This window comes from Lentzea sp. NPDC054927, from assembly GCF_053610285.1.
This window is the reverse complement of sequence record NZ_JBSGXZ010000020.1, coordinates 25,771-44,418: the sequence shown is the minus strand read 5'-3', so window position 1 is coordinate 44,418 and position 18,648 is coordinate 25,771. Positions and strand designations below refer to the sequence as shown.

Genomic DNA, 18,648 nt, shown 5'->3' with positions numbered 1-18,648 from the left:
ACGGTTCAGCGCTTCCCGATCACCTGACGATGTGGTTCAAGAGCGCTTGGACGTCACTGGACTCCAGACCGCTGGCCACCGCGGGCTCCTCTTCAAGATCGGAAAGCTGCTGGACCGAAGGATCGTCGAGGATCTTGCCCATGAACTCGAGCTTCTTCGCGAGGCGAAGTTCGACGACTTCGTCGATCGTCCCGCGCGCGGCGAGCACGGTCACCCGCGTCTCGACATCGGCGGCGAGACCGAGCCGGTGGATGCGGTCGAGGCTCTGCAAGAACCTACCGGCAACGAAGTCCCGATCGACGTAGACCGCGTCGTGGCAGACCTGGTGGAGGCTGATGCCTTCGCCCAGGGTCGCCGGGTTCGACACGAGAACCATGCAATCTGGGTCGTTCTGGAAGCGGTCAAGTTCCTCAGCGCGTTCAACCGTCCCGCCATGGACCATGGCAGGCTCGAACATGGCCAGGAGCCTGTGCAGCGTGGTGAGGCTGCGCACGAATGTCGTCCATACCAGTGTCTTCCGGCCTCGCGCGGCGTTCTCGGCGACGATCGCGGCGGCTTCCTGGTACTTCGGGGACAGCTCGTAGTCCGGCAGCCTCTTCAGCAGCGAGGGCAGCGAGTCGCCTTCAGGAACGTCGAGCGGCGGCAGTTGGTACTCGAGCGGCTCGTACCTCGTGCCGCCTTCTACCAGCAGCGCCGGGCTCGTCGCGGCCATCAGCAAACGCAGCGCGGTCTTTCCCAGCGCGGTGAGGTCATCGCGGCCTGAGCGACTCGCTTCCTTTCCCACGATGGCGTCGTAGATCTCACCATGGAGCGCGGGCATGTCCACATAGCGAACCTTCGTCTCCATCGGAGGCAGCCCGAGTTCAAGCTTCGTAGTACGTACGAACAACGGCCGGAGCACAGTGCTCGCGCGCGCCAGGTCGCCGCCCGCTACGGCGCTCGCAACGGTTCGATGGCCGTACCCCGGCCACGCGAAGCCCATGAGGCTTTCAAGGTCCTTGGCCCCGTTGGGGGCCGGGGTGCCGGTGAGGATCAGCCGACGGCGAGCAAGTGGCCCGAGCGCCATGCAGGCAGAACCGTAGGCACCGCGGGTGCCGAGCTTCATCCGATGCGCCTCATCGAGGATCATCATTGAAGGCCCGGCCTTCAACCAGGCCGCGAGTGCAGTCGAAGCCCTGGCCAGACGTTCGTAGTTGATGATCAGAACCTGGGTGTCCGGCTCGATGGAGCGCTCGTACAACTGTGTGCGCAGCGGCCTTCCGAAGCACTCCATGCTCTCGAACTGCCACGACTCGTACGCGGATTTGGGGCATACGACGAGCAAACGCTCAGCGCTGCCCTGAGCGCGCTGAGCCGCGAAGACCGCCAGGCCGACCCTCGTCTTTCCCGCGCCAGGCACGCTGAAGTTGGCACCGTGCCGCAGGGACAGCAGCTTTGCGATGTCCCTCTGCTGGAACCCACGGAGGTCGCCCTTCCAATCGTCCCCCAGTAGGAACACGACGTCCTCGGGGTCAACCGCGCTGGTCTGGCCGGGTGTGTCCAGCTGCCGCCGTACCGCCGTGGAGTCCTCAACGTTGCTGCGGACGAGCTCAGCGAGCTCGTCCGCCCACTGCACACTGGCCGGGCTGGGCCAGTTGGAAAGCAGCCCCAGCTGGGAGAGAAGGTCGTCGAGGTCGACGGTGATCGCCAGCGGGCCGAGCTGCGCCCCGGTGCGGAAACGCGTCGCCAGTCGCACAAGGTCGTCACGGTGCGGCTGCACTGTCCTCATGGTGACCTTGGTCCGCGTTTCGTCGAAGTCGAGGCGCAGAGACGGCTCCATCTGGCCGTTGTTCACCGAATTCCTCCAGGCGAGGTCGCGTCGAGCAGCCATGCCACACCATCACCGGGATCCTGCAGGCCCCGTCCGGCTTGCTTGGCGAGCTTGCGGAGACTGTCCCGCAGCTTCAGCACAGCATCGTCGAACGCCTCCTCGTCGAGCGAGCGCGAGCTGCGCGCTTGCACGAGATCGGCAACGCACTGGTCAATGCTCGCACTGGCATCAGCCAGCCGAGCCGGTGCCATCTGCTTGCGCTTCTTGAGACGAGCGCTTCGTCCCGCTGTCTCGAGTGCCAAGTCGAACGCATCCTTGAGCTGGCTGTAAGCCTCGCCAGAGACGCGAATGTCCTCGTCCGGCAGAACGCCAGCCGCTCCCCGTGCCGCCTTTGCTTTGAGGATCTGGTCAGTGAGGGCGCGGGCAGCAGAGACTGCACTGGAACTACCTGCAACGCTGAGGTCCAGGCCAGGAATGCTCACCGACGCGCTGTTGGACTCGGCGGGGGCAAATTCCGCGGGCAGCCTCTCCTCCAGATACTTCTCCCAGAACTCTTCACCGTCTTCGATGAGGCGCACGTCGGTCTTCGCGAACCCAAGGCTGATCGCGGCGAGCCTCGTCTCCATGAAGACGTCAGCACGGTCCGGGTCGATCGCCCTCAACTTGTGGTAGGCGCGGTGCAGCTCCTTGAACTTCTCCTGGTCCTTCTCGAAGTCGATCAGCCTCAGCGCGACTCCGTGTTCCTTGCTCCTCTCGATCTGGTCGTAGATCACGCCGAGAATCCACCTGTCCATGCGATAAGTCTCAACGCGGACCCGAAACTGCTTGGCGATCGCCTCCGGCGTCAGCCCGTACGCAGCTTGCTCTTCCATCGCCAACAACCTGTTGATGTACGAGTAGTCGCGCCGATGGTCATCGCGCAGCTGCAGTGCGAGCTCGACCGAGTCAACGTCCGCAGACGTGAACGACTCCGGCAGCACGCCGACGCGCATCGACTGCTTGCCGAGCTCGCGCAATGCGGCCGCACGTGTGTTGCCGTTGACCAGAACACCTTGGTGCGTGATGAGCCCCGGTTCGTTCTGACCGTACTTCTGCAGACTTTCCAACAGGTCGTCGAACTCGGCGTCCCTTCGTTGCGGATCCGCCGGCGAGGCCTGCAGCAGGTACTTCAGGTAGTCCTGGCTCGGCGCACTGTAGGGGTCGGCGTCCAGCTCCGCGTCCCGCTTCGGGTCGTGCGTGCGCTGCGCCCGGATGCGGTGCGTCGCGGGGTTGAAGTACAGGCTGCTGAGCGGTGACTCGATCACGTCGACGTGCAGCAGCTGGCCGTTCCAGTCGACCGTCACGGTCTCGCGCGTCCCGCCGGCGTCCTTCACCTCCGCGAGCCTCTTCTTCACCAGCTCGCTGAACTCAGCGGCACGGGGTGGCGGAGGAAATTCCCGATGCATCAAATCCTCACTCCAAGTTCTTCGTCCCCGAGGACTTCGCGCCGCACAGCCGCACGGGAGTCCGCCGGCATCGCGCGATAAAGGCCCCACAGCCGTTCCAGGCCACGGAGCCGCCGTTCGTCCGCGGAGAGCCAGGCGCCGAAGATCTTCTTCTCCAGCGGGCTGAGAGATTCCATCAGACGCAGAATCCCTCCGAGATCCACGATGCTGCCACGCCCCCCGACGCGGCATTTGTTGCACTCAGTGCTCAACTGGGTTTCCTCGGTGCCGTCAGGAAGAAGAACCTGACGCCGTGCGATGTCGAGTTGCGCCGTCGCCCCGTCGTCGAAGCTGTCCCCGCCCGCGATGCCGCACGACCGGCAGAGCCAGCCGTCGCCCTCCATCACCTTCTGGCGCTGCGCCGCAGTGACCCCGAGCTTCGGCTTGACAGTCTTCGCCTGGCCAGGAATCCACACCTCTGCACCAACCTTGACCAGGCGCTGTTCGTCCTGCTTCAGCCCAGGGTCTTCACGGTACGTGTCGATCTGCCAGCCGTAGTCCCTCAGGTCACGCAGCCGGCGGTCGATCTGCGAGATGTCCGGAAAGGCTTCACGCAGATCGGTCTTCGTGAAGATGCCACCGACACCAACTTGCTGCACTAGCCACAGCGCACCTCTCACCATGCTGCCGCGCTTGCTCTCCGCGTCCCTCCACGAGGGCATCGTCATGGTTCCTCCCCTGAGCCAAGTAACGAGCTTACGTACACGGCGCCGTGAGTGCCGTGTGCACCTAACGGCGCCTAAGACAAGAAGAGCACGCCCCATGGACTTGATCCAAGCAATTCTTGATGAGCAATGCATCGCGCAACAAGAAACGAAATTTTCGTGTTGCGCGATACATTCTGGAACATCCGTGTCTACGCAGACGGCGTACAGTCAGGCGGAACTGCACGCGCATAACAAGGGGTGGGGATGCAGTCCGGAGTTTGGACCTCTGAGATCAGCAAGGACCTGCCCGAACCTCGGCAGAGGCTCGCCCAGGCGTTGCGTGACCTGTTCGACTGCATCCCCAATCAGAACGGCAAGCGGCTGTCCCACGCCCGATTTCTCAGGGGCATGGGGGCCGGCCGGGTAGGCCCGTCGAGCTTCAGCAGGTACTTCAAGGGCGACAACGTGCCATCGGCGCGCTTCACGAGGGACTTCCACACACGGATCGGCGGCTACACCAGCACGACTCTGCCCCTGACCTGCGAGGAGCTGATCATCCTGCACAAGGAGGCGGAAGCAACCGACAAGCGCCTGCGCGAGACCCAGAACAAGGTCGCAGAGGCCAGCGCACGCAAGATCGAGAAACTGAAGCAACAGGTCCTCGAACTGATGGCGGCCAAGGCGGAGACTGCCGCCCTGCCGGTCCCCCGCACGGCAGGGGACCGGCAGGGCACCGAGTTTGCCGGGCACCCCGCACCACAGGCGGCGATCGAGGCAATCGAACTGACTACGCGAGGACGCCACGAGCAAGCTCTGACATTGCTGTCGCAGCTGTCCATGCATCTCGACGCTCGCGAGGTGGCGCTGTGCCTCGCACATTTCCGCGCCCAGCAGCACGATGAACTGGCCGACACCTTGATGCAGATCTACGGCCGCGACAACGAGAAGTCGCACGTCGTCCGGCTGGCAATCGCACTGCGCGACTGCGAACTACCAGCCGACGCCGACGCCATGCTCCTGATGATCATTTGACGGCAAACGTGCAGGTGGACTGTGCCGGCGGGCTCTGACCTCAGCTGATCTTCGACTTGTTCTTGCTGAACAGGTCGTGGCGGACATGGTTCTCCTGCCCGACGAACGCCTTGAACTTGCCCAGTTTGAACTTGGCGACACTGGGCTTGCTGTCGTCGATCTCAACCTCGAAGTCCTTGTTCAGCAACGAGATCCGGTGTTCCAACTCGTGCGCTTCGAGCTCTTTGCCGATCGCCTTCGAGATCTGCGCCGCGGTCAGGAAGTCGCCGGCGTCGCGAAGCGCGCGATAGATCGGGTCGTGCTCGGTGTCGACATCGCGATCAACCGGGTCACCCTCCTTGAGCAGCGCCGACTTGATCGCGAGCCCCACCGCCTTGGCGACCGGCGGCGGAAAAGCGTTGCCCACCTGGCGATACCTGGAAGTCTTCATCCCCACGAACTGCCACTCGGACGGCTGCCACCCCTGCAGGAGCTGCACCATTTCAGTCGTGAGCTTCGGCCCGACCTCGAACTCCTCGTCTTCGGCCGGCGCCTCGTTCGCGATGCCCCACGCATCGACCCCGAGCTGCTCCCAAGCCTTCTTGGCACGAGTTGGGCCGAGGTCAGCGCCACCGTGCTTCTTCGAACCGCCAACGATGGTGGGTGCGATGCCGTTGGCCTTCTCAACCCACTTGTCCAAGCCCTTCCAACCGCGAGCGCCCATGAGATCCTTGAGGGTCTCACCGACCGTACGCGGCTCGCCCTGCTTTTCGGGCCAGTGGAAGTACGGAGCGAACTCTTCCTGCAGCGCCACGAGAACGAACCGCGGCCGCAACTGGGGCACGCCGAAGTCAGAAGCTTGCAGCAGCCGCCACTCCGCGACGTACTTCATGTCGATCAACTGGTCGAGGATCTCCTGCCGATAGGCGGAGAACCTGGGCATGCTGAGGCCCCGGACGTTTTCGAGAAGCAGAGCGCGGGGCTTAAGGGTCTGACACTGGTACACCGCCCACGCGAACAAGTCACGCTCATCAGTCGAGCCGTGCTGCTGGCCCGCCAGGCTGAACGGGGGGCACGGAACTCCTCCAGCCAGAAGATCGAAATGTTCCGGCAGTGCCAGGTTCGCACCGTGCGCCTTGTCCCAGACCTTCTTGGACGCGACGTCACCGGTGATCACACGATCAACGATCTCCACGGGCGCCGGGACCTGAGGAGTCTTCTTGCTTCCGCCCCTCTTGGTCGCGAACAGTTCTGGCCGCTCGGGGAGACCATGCCAGGCTCGCAGGTTCACGCGAAGGGTGTTCGCTGCTGTGGGATCCAGCTCGATCGCGAGCTCGTGCTCGAAGCCGGCCTGCATGAGACCAAGGGCCTGACCACCCGCGCCGGCACAGATCTCAACGACCTTCAGCGGCTTCTCGGCCTCGGGGGCTTCCACAGGCCCTCCCTTCGTTTGTTCGCGTCACAAGCGGACGACAAGACTGGGGTATCTTCCGGCACCAACGTCTTTGGTTCCAACCCGGCCGGCCAGTGGGGATGACGGTGCCCGAAGAAGACCCCAGAACTCGACGTGAGCGGGCTCATGCCGACGGCGTTTACCCTGCCCCTCTGAACGAGGGCCGATCGCGGAACATGCAGGCCAATCGGCGCTCGGGAACCAAGCCCGAGGTTGCACTGCGTAGTGCCCTGCACCGGCGCGGAATGCGCTATCGGAAGGATCACCTGCTGCGGTTCGATGACGGCGTCAAAGTCCGGCCCGACATCGTCTTCACGGCGCGCAAGATCGCCGTCTTCGTCGACGGCTGCTTCTGGCACGTATGCCCTGAGCACGGCCGTCAACCGACGACCAACGACTGGTACTGGACGCCGAAGCTGCGGCGCAACGTCGAGCGTGATCGGCGGGCAGACGAAGTGCTGTCCGCAGCGGGCTGGGCCGTGATCCGCATCTGGGAACACGAATCCCTGGACACCGCAGTGGAGCGGGTCACCACCGTCGTCGAACACGGGTTCGAACCTAGCTGATCTCGTGCGTGTGCGCACGAACCACGCCGAAGCCCGGGAATCAGATGGACAAGAGCACCTTGTGCCTCCCCACAGCGTCACCCGATCTCCGCCCGCGTCTCTGCGCCTGCCCAAGCTGAGAAGAACGCATCAGCGGCGGCCACTGAACTTGTGCAACAACGCGCTCCACAAGTCGAGGCCTGCTAAGAAGGATGTGATGACCAGCGGACCGCTCCCAGCACCAGGTGATCTATGCCAGCCCGAGCCTCGTCGGGCAGGGCCACGCGACGAGCACATCATTGACGCGCCGGCGGATGACGACGAGCTTCAGCAGGTCCACGCGTGGCTGACTGCGCAGCCGATCGCCATCCTGCTTCGCACCGCGGTCGATGACGCGGTCCGCTATGTGCTCGACGGGGCTCGAACCTGGCGATTCGACCTGACGAGCGACAAGGTCGACTCCGACGAACGCTCTTCCGTCGGAACCAAGCTGCAGTACCACGTCATCGAGCACCTGAAACTCCTGAAGGAGCCACCTCTCGACACAACGATCGTCGGCATTCCCGTGGAGATCAAAGGCACCGTCGGGAAGACCTGGATGATCCCGCGGGAAGGTCAGTGCGAGATCACCCTGATGGTCCAGATCAACGCTGGACAACATCAGTTCCGCACGCTGCTCATGCGCACCCACCGGGCATGGCTGACCGGCGGACAGGGCAACCGCGACGGCAAACGCAGTCCACGCGCCGACGCGATCAAGCAGTACGCCATTGAGGTAGTGCCTTGGAGCGATCTGCCGCCTGAGCCGCTGCGCAACCTCAGCCCGGCGCAATTGCTCGAAGTCTTCGGCCCCTATGGACTTCGGCGGCGCCTGATCGCCTTGTTCGGTTATCTGCCGGAGAAGGTCATCCCCCGAAGCAGCATCGAGACAGTGGGCGCCGGCCTGAAGGACCCGACGCGGCGAGCTCGCGAAGCCAAGCCACATGTCATGAAAGAACACGGCTTGGTCGTCTTGGTCGGAACGTGGCATGTGGAACTCGACGCAGCAGCCCAGCTCGGCCACGACCTCAGCAACGACGCATGGGTCGCGGTCCCCCACGCGAAGCTGGAGTCGCACGGATTCAAACCGGACGTCTTCCTGCGCCAGCCATCTGCAGCAGACTCCAACCAAGAGCCCTCGTGACGAACACCACCCTGATTGGCACATCAGTGCCAGTCAGACCGGCTTCGCGCCCCCCGCGCGTAACCACGCGCGCCGAAGAAGTCCCTGACCTGCCGCTACGACACCCGACCAAGATCACTCCGTCCGGCGTCGCCGGAAGCGCTGAGCATGATCGACTCGCGGTTACTCTCCGACTACTCCCCGCACATCACCAGTGAGTGGCAGGCTCGACCGAACGGGCCAGCCGAGCAACGCGGATGAGCGGTAAAACACCTGTTCAGGCAGCATGAACTGCCTTATTTTCAAGTGGTGCCCCCGACGGGATTCGAACCCGTACTGTGATCCTTTTAAGGGACCTGCCTCTACCGATTGGGCTACGGGGGCGACGCGGAGCCTAAGCCTTGATCGTCGGGCTGTGTGAGCGGATGGTCGTTTCTCGCCCGCACGGCCCAGCGAATTGGACTAGAACGAGCATTCGGGTAAGGGTTGAACGGACCCGAACATCAGCGTCCCCTCCCGGCTCCGAGCAGCTCCTTGAACCTCAGCGCCACCCAGTCGTGCACGGCGGCGGAGACGGAGTTGTCGCCTGCCCGGTGCTCGAACCAGCGCCAGTCGCAGTTGACGTTGATCTCCAGGAACACGTGGTCGTTGCCGGTCACCAGCAGGTCGAAGGCTGCTACCTGGACGCGCCAGTGGCGGGACAGGGCCAACAGGCGGTCTTGCAAAGAAGAAGGCACGGAGGTTGGTGTCACGCGTACTGCGTCCGGGTCCACCCAGAGTTGGGCCGGGTCGAGTTTGTCGACCTGGAAGGCGATGCAGCGTTCTCCCACCACGAAAACGCGCAGTTCGGTGTCCGAGGGCACGTACTCCTGGACGATCACCGGGGCCGGCTCGGGGGCGTCTGAGGCGCGCGAGGTTTCCAGCGGGCGTGGGAAGAGGCCGTGTTGCACGCCTGGGCGTGGTTCCAGCAGGTGGCGGCCTGCGGTTTTCACGATGCAGCGGCCGCCGCCTGGGCGGGTACGGCCTGGGCGGGTTGTCACGGCTGTGCGAGGGACGCGGAGGCCGAAGGAAGACGCGTCGGAAAGCTGCGTCAGACGGTCCAGATGCGTCGAGAAGCGCGAAGGGTTCACATGAGCCCAGTCGGAGCGTGAGGACAGCCAGTTGGCCACTGAGGCCCATTGATCGACGGCGTAGGCGCCGGCCAGGGTTCCTGGCTCGACGGGGACCGCGGAGAGTTCGAAGTGGCGGCGCCAGACCAGCAGTGGGCGCAGCAGCCAGCGGTCCAGTTCGATCAGGGGCTGGTCGGTGTAGACCGAGAGAGGAAGGTCGACGCAGCGGTCGGCGTCGATGCGGGCCATGCGGATGCCGCGCTCTGCCAGGGCGATGGAGAGTTCGTTCATCTCCATGTCGGCGGCGCGGGCCAGCACCAACACACAGGGTTGGGGGTTGCCGTCGCCCTCGTCGACCATGCCGAGGCGGTGGACCTGTTCCTGGAAGTCCAGGCATTTGGGCGGTGAGCGGAAGAGGTACTCCTGGCCCTGCAACAGCAGGGGCCTGGCAGCCTCGGACGGGGCACCTGGCACCCGCCCGTCAGCCGACCTGCTCAATCGTCCTTCTTGCTGCGGAAACTCTGCCCCGCCTGCGCGTACTCTGCGGCGTACTGCGCCAACGCGGGGTCCTCGATCTCACCGCGACGAAGCTGTGCGGCCAGCTCCTCGAGAGACATCGGGATCACCTCTCTCCCCACACGGCGAATCACGCATTCAGGTGATGCACCAGCCGTAGTCTCAGGTTCACGTAACGCAATGTCAAGGCAGCCCTCAGAGCTTTACTCCGATTGGGCGCTTAAGTTCCGCCTCCGGCCCACAGCAGTGCCCCGAACGAGATAACGTCCGGGGCACCTGTGCACTCACGCGGAGTAAGTAGCAATACAGAGCGTCAGCTCCACATCGCGCAGCGAATCAGCTCTGCACCGCGCGGTCGAAGTCCGACTTCGGGTCGTTGATCTGGCCGAGCGCGACGACCTCGCGGCCGTAGAACAGCGCCTGCGTCCAGTCCATCAGCACGCGCAGCTTGCGGTTCACGGTCGGCATGAACGCCACGTGGTAGCTGCGGTGCATGAACCACGCGGGCAGGCCCTTGAAGCGCAGGCCGAACACGTCCGCCACGCCCTTGTAGAGGCCGAGGCCGGCGACCGAGCCGAGGTACTTGTGGAAGTAGTCCTTCGGCTTCTGGCCGCGCAGCGTCGCGACGATGTTCTTGGACAGCAGCTTCGACTGACGGATGGCGTGCTGCGCGTTCGGCACGCACGTCGCCGTCGGGTCCTCCTCGGTGCGCGAGAGGTCCGGCACCGCGGAGCAGTCACCGGCGGCCCACACGCCGTCGAGGCCCTGGACCTGCATGGCGGCGGTGCACCGGACGCGGCCGCGCTCGTCGAGCGGGAGGTCCGTGTTGCGCAGCACCGGGTTCGCCTTCATGCCGGCGGTCCAGATGATCGTGTCGGAGTCGAACTCGGTGCCGTCGTCGAGGATGACGTGGCCACCCTCGAGCGACTTCACGCGGGTGTCGAGGTAGATCTTGATGCCGCGCTTCTCCAGCGCCTCGACGGTCCACGCGCCGAGCTTGGCGGACACCTCCGGCATGATCCGGCCCATCGCCTCGACGAGGACCCAGTTCATCTCTTCCGGCTTGACACCCTCGTAGTACCGAAGCGCATACCGCGTCATGTCCTCGAGCTCGGCGAGCGTCTCGATGCCCGCGAAGCCGCCACCGATCACGACGAAGCTCAGCAGCTTCTTGCGCAGGTCCGCGTTGTTCGTGCTCGCTGCCTGGTCCAGGCGCGACAGCACGTGGTTGCGGACGTAGATCGCCTCGCCGATCGTCTTCATGCCGATACCGACCTCGGCCAGGCCGGGGATCGGAAGCGTGCGGGAGATCGCACCCAGCGCGGAGACGAGCACGTCGTACTCGATCTCCTCGACGTGGCCGTCCGACAGCTCGGCGGTCACGATCTTGCGCGCGTGCTCGATCTTGGTGACGCGGCCCGTGACGACGTGGCAGCGCTTGAGCACCTTGCGCAGGGGGGCGACGACGTGGCGCGGCTCGATGGAGCCGGCTGCCGCCTCAGGCAGGAAGGGCTGGTAGGTCATGTGCGGCTGCGGGTCGATGACGGTGACCGACGCCTCACCGGAGCGCAGCTTCTTCTGCAGTCCGAGAGCCGTGTACATCCCGACGTACCCACCGCCGACAATGACGATTCGCGTGGGTTGCGACTTCACAGCAGCCATACACATATGGTCGCACCACGACCCCCTTTTTCGCGCGTCCAGAGGGGCCGTTGTGACTACCGTCGCCGGGTGATGCCGAACACCCTCGCGACTGACCTGCGGCTTGAGTCGGATTTGAGGAGTTCTCGCTGAGAGAGTCGATTCAGAATCTCAGCGCGACGACCGCGATCACGACCGTCAGAGACCCCAGTCCGAGCAGCTCCACGAGGCCGATATTAGGCCCCGATGGGACGAACGCCGCGAAGCCCGCGACAACGAACGAGAGCGCTTGGACAATGGCGAACCGGCGCACTGGTGCTTTCAGCGCAGCGGGCTCGATTTTCGTTTTCACCGGAACGACCGCGGCAAGTGCGGACGTCACGTGAATCAGATGTAGCGCCGGGATCATCACCAGCACGCCCAGCCGCAACGGGTGCCCGTCGGCGAACGCCATCGCCAGCGCCGCGTACCCGATCAGCAACGCCGCGCCCGCGCTGCCCGGCATCAGCACCGTGAGCGCCGTCAGCACCGTGACGATGATCAGTGGCGCGATCGTCTCGGACTGCAGGTGCAGGATCAGCGCCACCGGCAGCGCGGCGAGCACGATCGCCAGTCGCATCAGCATTCGGGCGTCACCGCCACCCCGTGCCCGATCATGCGCTTGAGCCGCAGCCGGTGTTCCGCGGCGATCATCTCCGCGGCCACCTCACCCCACGGCGTCTCGGGGTCGGGCTTCAACGGCAACGGCAGCGTGTTGATCGCCAGCACGACGTGACCGTGCTTGCGCGTCTGCACGGCCAGTTCGGCGATGTCGTCGTCGAGGAACGGCGACAGCAGCACGACCACCGACCCGTGCGGGAGCTTCCGCAACGCCACGCGTGACGCCCATCCCGCGGCCTGCACGCACACGACGAGCTGCGTGCGGATGCGCATCAGGTGCCGGCGGCCGACACCGGAACGGACGTTGAGCTGCGGCCGGCTCAGGTCCATCAACGCCACCCGGTCGCCTTGACGCAGGTACCCGGCGGCCATCGACGCCGCCCTGCGCACCGCGCGGTCCAGGCTCCCGTCGGGACGCGTCGTCGCGCCGTAATAAGGAGACGACCAGTCCGCCACGTTCGCGCCGACATCGGTCCGCGTGTCGATGGCCAGCACGATCTCCGCATCGGCCTCGGCGTGCCGTTCGCGGACGTGGACCGTGCCGGTGCGGGTGGTGACGCGCCAGTCGATGCGCTTGAGGCGATCGCCAGGCTGGAACGCCCTGATGTCACGCAGCTCGGTGGAGTCGCCCGCACGCGGCGAACGGTGGATGCCGACCAGACCGGCGGGGCGCGGTGGCAGCGGTCCAGACGGGTGGTGCTCGACCGGCGGCAGGATCGTGCGGACGTGCTCGGTGCCGACGATCGGGCCGTAGACGTGCATGCCGTCCGGTCCCGCGAAGAGGTGGTCCAACCGGAGGTCGACGCCGGGCCCCCACGCGTCGCGCCGGATCTCCACGGGCAGATCGGGCGAGTGCGCGGGGACCGCCTTGGATCCACCCGGCAGCTTGACGACCGCGATCTCCGCGTCCGCGCCGTCGACGTGCGCGACGGTGTGCACGACACCGGCGCCCGCACCGCGCGGCACCGGACGGACGCTGACGGTCGGCGTGCCCTTCGGTTTGCTGGTGAGCAGCACGCTGAGGACGAGCGGGACGCCGAACAGCACCATCTCGACCTGGTGCAGGAACAGGCCACCGACGACGAGCCCGACACCGAGCCACACGGCGCGCGTGTATGCGTCCGTCGCGTGCCAGTGGGCGCCGTGCGACTGGGCGAACGCGTCCCTGATCTTGTCCGCTCTGCTCATGAGCTGGGCGGGCCCGGAACCTTGCCGAGCAGCTCGGTGACGACCTGCACGCCGTTGACGCCGGACGTCCACGTCTCAGGCTTCATCACGAGCCGGTGCGCCAGCACGGCGACCGCGCACTCCTTGACGTCCTCAGGCGTCACGTAACCGCGTCCGTCCAAAGTGGCCACAGCGCGGGCGACGAGCACGAGCGCCTGCGCACCTCGTGGCGAGGCGCCGACCTCGACCGACTGGTGCTGCCGCGTCGCGACGGCCAGATCCACGCAGTACCGCAGGAGATCGTCGTCCACAGAGGTCTTCTCGAGCTCGGCCTGGAGTTCGAACAACCGCCCTGCCGCGAGGACCGGCGCTACCTCGGCGTCCTCCTGCTGCCGCGCGATCCGCCGGCGCAGGACCTCGACTTCTTCTTCCACGGGCGGATAGCCGATGTCGAGCCGCACCAGGAACCTGTCGAGCTGCGCTTCGGGCAACGGGTAGGTGCCCTCGTACTCCACGGGGTTCGAGGTGGCGAGCACGTGGAACGGCCTGGGCAACGGGAACGTGCGCCCCTCGACCGTGACCTGCCGCTCCTGCATGGCTTCCAGCAACGCGGACTGCGTCTTGGGCGGCGTCCGGTTGATCTCGTCGGCCAGCAGCAACCCGGTGAACACAGGCCCCTGGTGGAACTCGAACTCGCGGCTGCCGGGGTCGTAGAGGAACGACCCGGTGACGTCCGCGGGCAGCAGGTCCGGCGTGCACTGCAGGCGGCGGAAGTCGAGGCTGAGCGCCTGCGCGAGCGACCGCGCGATCAGCGTCTTGCCGAGCCCCGGCACGTCCTCCAGCAGCACGTGCCCGCCGGCCAGCACGGCCGCGAGCGCGAGCCGCACGGTCCGGGTGCGCCCGACCACGACCTTGCCGATCTCGGCGAGAACGGCTTCGGCCTCCCCCGCAATGCTGTTGGTCACTCGACCCTCCTGAGCCTTTCCGCGAGTTCCTTCGGGTCCGGCATCTCGGATGCCTCGATCCCCAGTCGTGCGAGCCGGGCGCGGAACCGTTCCTGGTAACGCCTCGGGTTCTCCGCCGCCTCCGCCAGCCTGGTCGCGAGCGTGCTGGCGTGCGCGGAACTGATCGAGCCGGGCGGCGGCGGCGCCGAACTCCACACGATGTCCGTGGCCCGCGGCAGCCTGGTGACCAGCACGGCGAACGCGGTGGGCGGCACGGCCAGCGCCGTCGCCCACATCGGCGAGGCGCCGAGCCACCAGATGACGACGCCGATGATCACCCCGATCACCAGTGCCAGCACGGTTTTCATGCGAGCTCCCGGACGATGCGGCCCAACTCTTCCCGCGCCTGCCGAGCCTGCGCGGCGGTCACGTCCTCATGCCCGAAACGCGCCCGCTGGTAGAGGTCCTTGAGAACCACGGCGTCGACGCCGAGCTTCTCGGTGAACTCGGTCGGCGTCTGATGCGGCTTGCGGGGCTCGGCTTCCTCCAGCGCGAGCCAGGCAGCGATCACGGCGTCGCGCGGCGGCCGTTGCGGATGTTCGGTGAACTCCTGCAACGCCTTCTCGACGCGGTGGACCACCGACGTGGTCGGCGCCATCTCGAAGCCCTCGATCTCCACCCCGCGCACGCCACGACGGCGGCGCCAGCGCGGCAGCTCGATCGCCAGGACGATCCCGACCAGTCCGAACAGGACAAGCCCGGCGAGGAACAGCACGACCACCGTCAACGGCACGGCCACCGCGTCCGGCAGCTCCTGCGGCACCGCCACGTCCAGCGCGACCCCGCCGTTGTCCGGCGGCGCGCGGTCGTCCAGGCGGTTGACGAGCGTGATCGGCGACGAACCGCTGGCCGCCACGACGACGATCAGCAGTGCCGCCACCGCCACCACGGCCCGCCACCACTTCATGCGGGTCAGCCTTACACGGTTCGGCCCGATTGGGATGATCCTTTGGCCAACTTGAAAGTGTCAGACGGGGAAGGGCAGGAAGCGCCAGACGGGACGCTGCGGCTGCACGTCGCGGAGGTGCGGCACCACCTTGCGCAGCGCCGCCGAGTGCTCGCCGATGCGCTTGCGCACCACGTGCCCGCTTCCTCCGCCGTCAGGCACGTCTCGCTCCGGCCCCAGCCCGTAGGCGACGTAGAGAGCACTCAACTCGGCGGAAGCGCTCAGCTCACGAACCCACACCGTCGTGCTGACGCCCCGCTCACCCCCGTTGCCGCTCCACACGTCGATCTCGATGCTCAGGTTCCCGCGCTCGTACCGGAGGCCGCCGTGCTGGTGGAAGCCCTCGGGCTCGATGGTGTGCGGGCCGGTGAAACCGTGCTGGTCGACCAGGAACGAGAAGGCCGGCGGTCCCTCGGTCCACAGCACGTGCGCGGGACTCCGCTTGCCCATCAGCCCACCCCCTCGCCCCCACATCCTGAAGCATTTCTCCCTGCCGGCGTCACCACTTTGGCTAAGGTTCGCCGGTGGAGTTGACCATGGACCTCGGTGAGCGGCAGGCCCGTCAGTACGAGTGCGGGTGCTGCAACGCCCCGATCGATCGTGTGTGGAACTTCGTCCACCGCGACGGCCAGGCCCACGCGGTGTACTTCGCGAACTCCTACCACCACCGGGATCAGCCGCACGAGACGTGGATCGACGTCATCCTGGGCACCTGGGGCACGGACGCCGCCGAGGACCACGTCACGTTCGGCTGCCGCGTGGGGCCGGTCGAGAACAGTCCTCAGCCCGCGGCGACCCTGGTGCAGGCCTGCATGGACGGATCGAGCGGGCCGGTGCACGGCGCGGTGCTGTCACGTGAGGACGGCCTGGCGCACCCCCGGCTGCCGGAGTTCTGGGCGGTCGTCGACTTCGTGCTGGAGAACGACCCGACGGTCAACGCCCACCTGTACGGCTAGCCCTCCGCAGCACGTCCTGCAGCATCTCCTGGGTGAGCTTGCCGGTGAAGGTGTTCTGCTGCGAAACGTGGTAGCACCCGAACACCCGCAGCCCGCCCAGCGACACCTCCACCCCGTGGCCGAACTTGGGCCGCGCAGAGCCGAGCAACGGCAGGAACGCCTGCCACCCGAACGCCCCGAGCACCACCACGGACCGCAGCGACGTCATCAGGCCGAGCTCCTCGCGCAGGAACGGCGAGCAGCGGTCTCGTTCCTCGGGCGTCGGCTTGTTGGCGGGCGGCGCACATCGCACTGGCGAGGCGATGCGGACGCCGTAGAGCTCCAGGCCGTCGTCCACAGACCACGCCTCGGGTTGTGAGGCCAGCCCGACCTCGTACAGCGCGCGGTAGAGGAAGTCGCCGGAGCGGTCGCCGGTGAACATCCGGCCTGTCCGATTTGCGCCGTGCGCGGCGGGCGCGAGGCCGACGATCAGCAGCGACGCGTCCAGAGGTCCGAAGCTCGGAACCGGCTTGCCCCAGTAGGTCTCCGAGCGGAAGGCGGCGCGTTTCTCCACCGCGACCAGCTCCCGCCAGGCGACCAGGCGGGGGCACGCTCGGCAGGCCGTTATTCGATCGTCGAGTTCCGTAGTGTTGCTCCTATGTCCGAGGAGAAGACCGAAGAGAAGCCCGAGTCTCCGGCTGATGACCTGGTCACCACCCAGCACAGCATCACCGTCAAGGGCCGCGAGCTGAACTACACCGCCGTCGCCGGGCGTGTCGTGCTCAAAGAAGAAGTGATCAAGGACGGCGTGTTCGAGGGCCACAAGCCCAAGGCCGAGGTGTTCCTGACCGCGTACACGCTCGACGGCGCCGACCCTCTCAAGAGGCCGGTGACGTTCGCGTTCAACGGTGGGCCCGGATCCGCCAGCGTCTGGCTGCACATGGGGCTCCTCGGGCCTCGCCGGGTGCTGAGCGGCGACGTCGGCAACCTCACCGCGCCGCCGTACGGGATCGCGGACAACGAGGAAAGCCTGCTGGCCGAGAGCGACCTCGTGTTCATCGACCCGGTGTCGACCGGCTTCAGCCGGGCGGCGAAGGGTGAGAAGCCCGGCAGCTACCACGGCTACCAGCCCGACATCGACTCCATCGCGGAGATCATCCGGCTCTGGACCTCGCGCAACGGCCGGTGGATGTCGCCGAAGTTCATCTGCGGCGAGTCGTACGGAACGCTGCGCGCGGCGGGTCTCGCCGAGCAGCTGCAGAAGAAGCACGGCATGTACCTCAACGGGCTCATGCTGATCTCGTCGGTGCTCGACTTCGCGACGCTGGAGTTCAACGAGGGCCACGACCTCGGCTACACGCTCTTCCTGCCCACGTACACGGCCATCGCGCACTACCACGGCCTGCACGGCGACCGTCCGCTCAAGGAGGTGCTCGCCGAGGCCGAGGAGTTCGCGGTCCGCGACTACCCCTACGCGCTGGCCCGCGGCAACAGGCTCAGCGACGTCGAGCGCGCCGCGACGGTCGAGAAGCTGGCGCGGCTGACCGGCCTGTCCGAGGAGTACGTGGACGCGGTCGACCTGCGCATCGAGCACATCCGGTTCTTCACCGAACTGCTGCGCCGCGACCGCAAGACCGTCGGCCGCATCGACGGCCGGTTCACCGGCTGGGACAAGGACTACGGCCGCGAGGAGATCTCCGCGGACCCGTCCATCGACGCGATCCTCGGCCCGTACGCGGCCTCGCTCAACCACTACCTGCACGCCGAGCTCGGGTACTCGAACGACCTGCCGTACGAGATCCTCTCGCGGGCCATCGAACAGTGGTCCTACAAGGAGTTCGAGGGCCGGCACGTCACCACCGCGGGCAAGCTCTCGGCGGCGATGCGGGCGAACCCGCACCTCAAGGTCCACGTCGCGTTCGGCTGGTTCGACGGTGCCACGCCGTACTTCGCGGCCGAGCACCTCCTCGCGCACCTGCAGATCCCGAAGGAGCTGACGGCGAACATCGAGTCGGCCTACTACCCGGCCGGGCACATGATGTACGTGCACGAGCCGAGCAGGATCCAGCAGTCCGAGGACCTGGCGAACTTCGTGCGGAACTCGTCCAACACGTGATCCTGGACCTGTCCGACGACACCGTCCTGCACGAGTTGTGGACGGTGCAGCGGCTGGCTTATGCCGTCGAGGCCGAGATCATCGGCTTCGACGGCATTCCCGCGTTGCACGAGACGCCCGCGGAGCTGAAGGCGTCCGGCGAGACGTTCCTCGGGCTCTACGACGAGGAAGGGCTCGTCGGCGCGGTGTCCTACGAGCTGGAGGGGTCCACTGTGGACATCTGCCGGCTCGTCGTGCACCCGCGGGCACACCGGCGCGGCATCGCGACCAAGCTGCTCGACGCGTTGCCGGACGGGCCGCAGACCGTCAGCACCGGCAGCAAGAACGAGCCCGCGCTCCGGCTGTACCGCAAGCGCGGGTTCGTGGAGACCGGCGAACGCGAGGTGGCTCCCGGCGTGTCGATCACCGACCTCGCCAGGGACAGCGCTTGAGCGAACCCGCG

At 66.3% G+C, this 18,648-nt stretch carries 20 protein-coding genes and 1 tRNA gene; 6 read left to right on the top strand and 15 right to left on the bottom strand.

The genetic code is table 11. From position 1 onward, the window contains the following. Positions 1–19: 19 nt before the first annotated feature. From ACWGE0_RS25080 to ACWGE0_RS25070, 3 genes are read right to left on the bottom strand one after another with little or no spacing between them, the layout of a single operon-like run. A complete protein-coding gene (locus tag ACWGE0_RS25080; RefSeq protein ID WP_452263333.1) occupies positions 20–1,834 on the bottom strand; it encodes a DEAD/DEAH box helicase in 1,815 nt (604 codons plus the stop codon). After that, positions 1,831–3,255: a transcriptional regulator gene (locus tag ACWGE0_RS25075; RefSeq protein ID WP_452263332.1), complete on the bottom strand. Its 1,425-nt coding sequence runs from the start codon at positions 3,253–3,255 to the stop codon at positions 1,831–1,833. The genes ACWGE0_RS25080 and ACWGE0_RS25075 overlap by 4 nt, the downstream gene beginning before the upstream one ends. Further along, entirely contained in the window at positions 3,255–3,962 is a 708-nt protein-coding gene (locus ACWGE0_RS25070; RefSeq protein ID WP_452263331.1) for a hypothetical protein, read from the bottom strand. Before ACWGE0_RS25070 ends, ACWGE0_RS25075 begins: the two co-directional genes overlap by 1 nt. A 243-nt stretch (positions 3,963–4,205) precedes the next feature. Here ACWGE0_RS25070 and ACWGE0_RS25065 point away from each other — a divergent pair, with 243 nt between their 5' ends. Next, a complete protein-coding gene (locus ACWGE0_RS25065; RefSeq protein WP_452263330.1) occupies positions 4,206–4,973 on the top strand; it encodes a hypothetical protein in 768 nt (255 codons plus the stop codon). A gap of 40 nt (positions 4,974–5,013) precedes the next feature. Here ACWGE0_RS25065 and ACWGE0_RS25060 read toward each other — a convergent pair whose 3' ends face one another. Continuing rightward, positions 5,014–6,309: a DNA cytosine methyltransferase gene (locus ACWGE0_RS25060; protein WP_452263414.1), complete on the bottom strand. Its 1,296-nt coding sequence runs from the start codon at positions 6,307–6,309 to the stop codon at positions 5,014–5,016. 176 nt (positions 6,310–6,485) lie between these two features. Here ACWGE0_RS25060 and ACWGE0_RS25055 point away from each other — a divergent pair, with 176 nt between their 5' ends. Then, positions 6,486–6,971 (top strand): very short patch repair endonuclease, encoded by a 486-nt coding sequence (locus ACWGE0_RS25055; protein ID WP_452263329.1) that lies wholly within the window; start codon positions 6,486–6,488, stop codon positions 6,969–6,971. A 196-nt stretch (positions 6,972–7,167) separates the two neighbouring features. Next, positions 7,168–8,133: a NaeI family type II restriction endonuclease gene (locus ACWGE0_RS25050; protein ID WP_452263328.1), complete on the top strand. Its 966-nt coding sequence runs from the start codon at positions 7,168–7,170 to the stop codon at positions 8,131–8,133. Positions 8,134–8,419: 286 nt separating this feature from the next. Here the strand turns inward: ACWGE0_RS25050 and ACWGE0_RS25045 are convergent. The 10 genes from ACWGE0_RS25045 to ACWGE0_RS25000 form a co-directional block, all read right to left on the bottom strand. Beyond that, a tRNA-Leu gene (locus ACWGE0_RS25045) sits at positions 8,420–8,496 on the bottom strand. A 119-nt stretch (positions 8,497–8,615) separates the two neighbouring features. Continuing rightward, entirely contained in the window at positions 8,616–9,719 is a 1,104-nt protein-coding gene (locus tag ACWGE0_RS25040; protein ID WP_452263327.1) for an ATP-grasp domain-containing protein, read from the bottom strand. Further along, the gene (locus ACWGE0_RS25035) at positions 9,716–9,838 is read right to left on the bottom strand and encodes a hypothetical protein (RefSeq protein ID WP_269083663.1); all 123 of its coding nucleotides are present in this window, start codon (positions 9,836–9,838) and stop codon (positions 9,716–9,718) included. Before ACWGE0_RS25035 ends, ACWGE0_RS25040 begins: the two co-directional genes overlap by 4 nt. A 235-nt stretch (positions 9,839–10,073) precedes the next feature. Further along, positions 10,074–11,399 carry an NAD(P)/FAD-dependent oxidoreductase gene (locus tag ACWGE0_RS25030; protein ID WP_452263326.1) on the bottom strand — a complete coding sequence of 442 codons (1,326 nt, stop codon included), beginning with the start codon at positions 11,397–11,399 and terminating at the stop codon, positions 10,074–10,076. A gap of 142 nt (positions 11,400–11,541) precedes the next feature. Then, on the bottom strand, positions 11,542–12,003 hold the full coding sequence (locus ACWGE0_RS25025) for a hypothetical protein (RefSeq protein WP_452263325.1): 462 nt from the start codon (positions 12,001–12,003) through the stop codon (positions 11,542–11,544). Further along, entirely contained in the window at positions 11,997–13,226 is a 1,230-nt protein-coding gene (locus tag ACWGE0_RS25020; RefSeq protein ID WP_452263324.1) for a DUF58 domain-containing protein, read from the bottom strand. Before ACWGE0_RS25020 ends, ACWGE0_RS25025 begins: the two co-directional genes overlap by 7 nt. After that, a complete protein-coding gene (locus tag ACWGE0_RS25015; RefSeq protein WP_452263323.1) occupies positions 13,223–14,170 on the bottom strand; it encodes an AAA family ATPase in 948 nt (315 codons plus the stop codon). The genes ACWGE0_RS25020 and ACWGE0_RS25015 overlap by 4 nt, the downstream gene beginning before the upstream one ends. Further along, the gene (locus tag ACWGE0_RS25010; protein WP_452263322.1) at positions 14,167–14,517 is read right to left on the bottom strand and encodes a hypothetical protein; all 351 of its coding nucleotides are present in this window, start codon (positions 14,515–14,517) and stop codon (positions 14,167–14,169) included. Before ACWGE0_RS25010 ends, ACWGE0_RS25015 begins: the two co-directional genes overlap by 4 nt. Then, complete coding sequence (locus tag ACWGE0_RS25005) at positions 14,514–15,116, bottom strand: DUF4129 domain-containing protein (protein WP_452263321.1); 603 nt, start codon at positions 15,114–15,116, stop codon at positions 14,514–14,516. The genes ACWGE0_RS25010 and ACWGE0_RS25005 overlap by 4 nt, the downstream gene beginning before the upstream one ends. Before the next feature lie 60 nt (positions 15,117–15,176). After that, entirely contained in the window at positions 15,177–15,605 is a 429-nt protein-coding gene (locus tag ACWGE0_RS25000; protein ID WP_452263320.1) for a hypothetical protein, read from the bottom strand. A 74-nt stretch (positions 15,606–15,679) separates the two neighbouring features. On the opposite strand from ACWGE0_RS25000, the gene ACWGE0_RS24995 reads away from it, so the two are divergent. After that, a complete protein-coding gene (locus ACWGE0_RS24995; RefSeq protein WP_452263319.1) occupies positions 15,680–16,111 on the top strand; it encodes a hypothetical protein in 432 nt (143 codons plus the stop codon). On the opposite strand, the gene ACWGE0_RS24990 is transcribed toward ACWGE0_RS24995, so the two are convergent. Then, a complete protein-coding gene (locus tag ACWGE0_RS24990; protein ID WP_452263413.1) occupies positions 16,089–16,718 on the bottom strand; it encodes a uracil-DNA glycosylase in 630 nt (209 codons plus the stop codon). The two genes, ACWGE0_RS24995 and ACWGE0_RS24990, sit on opposite strands and share 23 nt — an antisense overlap. A 30-nt stretch (positions 16,719–16,748) precedes the next feature. On the opposite strand from ACWGE0_RS24990, the gene ACWGE0_RS24985 reads away from it, so the two are divergent. Beyond that, a complete protein-coding gene (locus ACWGE0_RS24985) occupies positions 16,749–18,206 on the top strand; it encodes a S10 family peptidase (RefSeq protein ID WP_452263318.1) in 1,458 nt (485 codons plus the stop codon). Then, positions 18,203–18,637: a GNAT family N-acetyltransferase gene (locus tag ACWGE0_RS24980; RefSeq protein ID WP_452263317.1), complete on the top strand. Its 435-nt coding sequence runs from the start codon at positions 18,203–18,205 to the stop codon at positions 18,635–18,637. The genes ACWGE0_RS24985 and ACWGE0_RS24980 overlap by 4 nt, the downstream gene beginning before the upstream one ends. Positions 18,638–18,648: the final 11 nt, after the last annotated feature.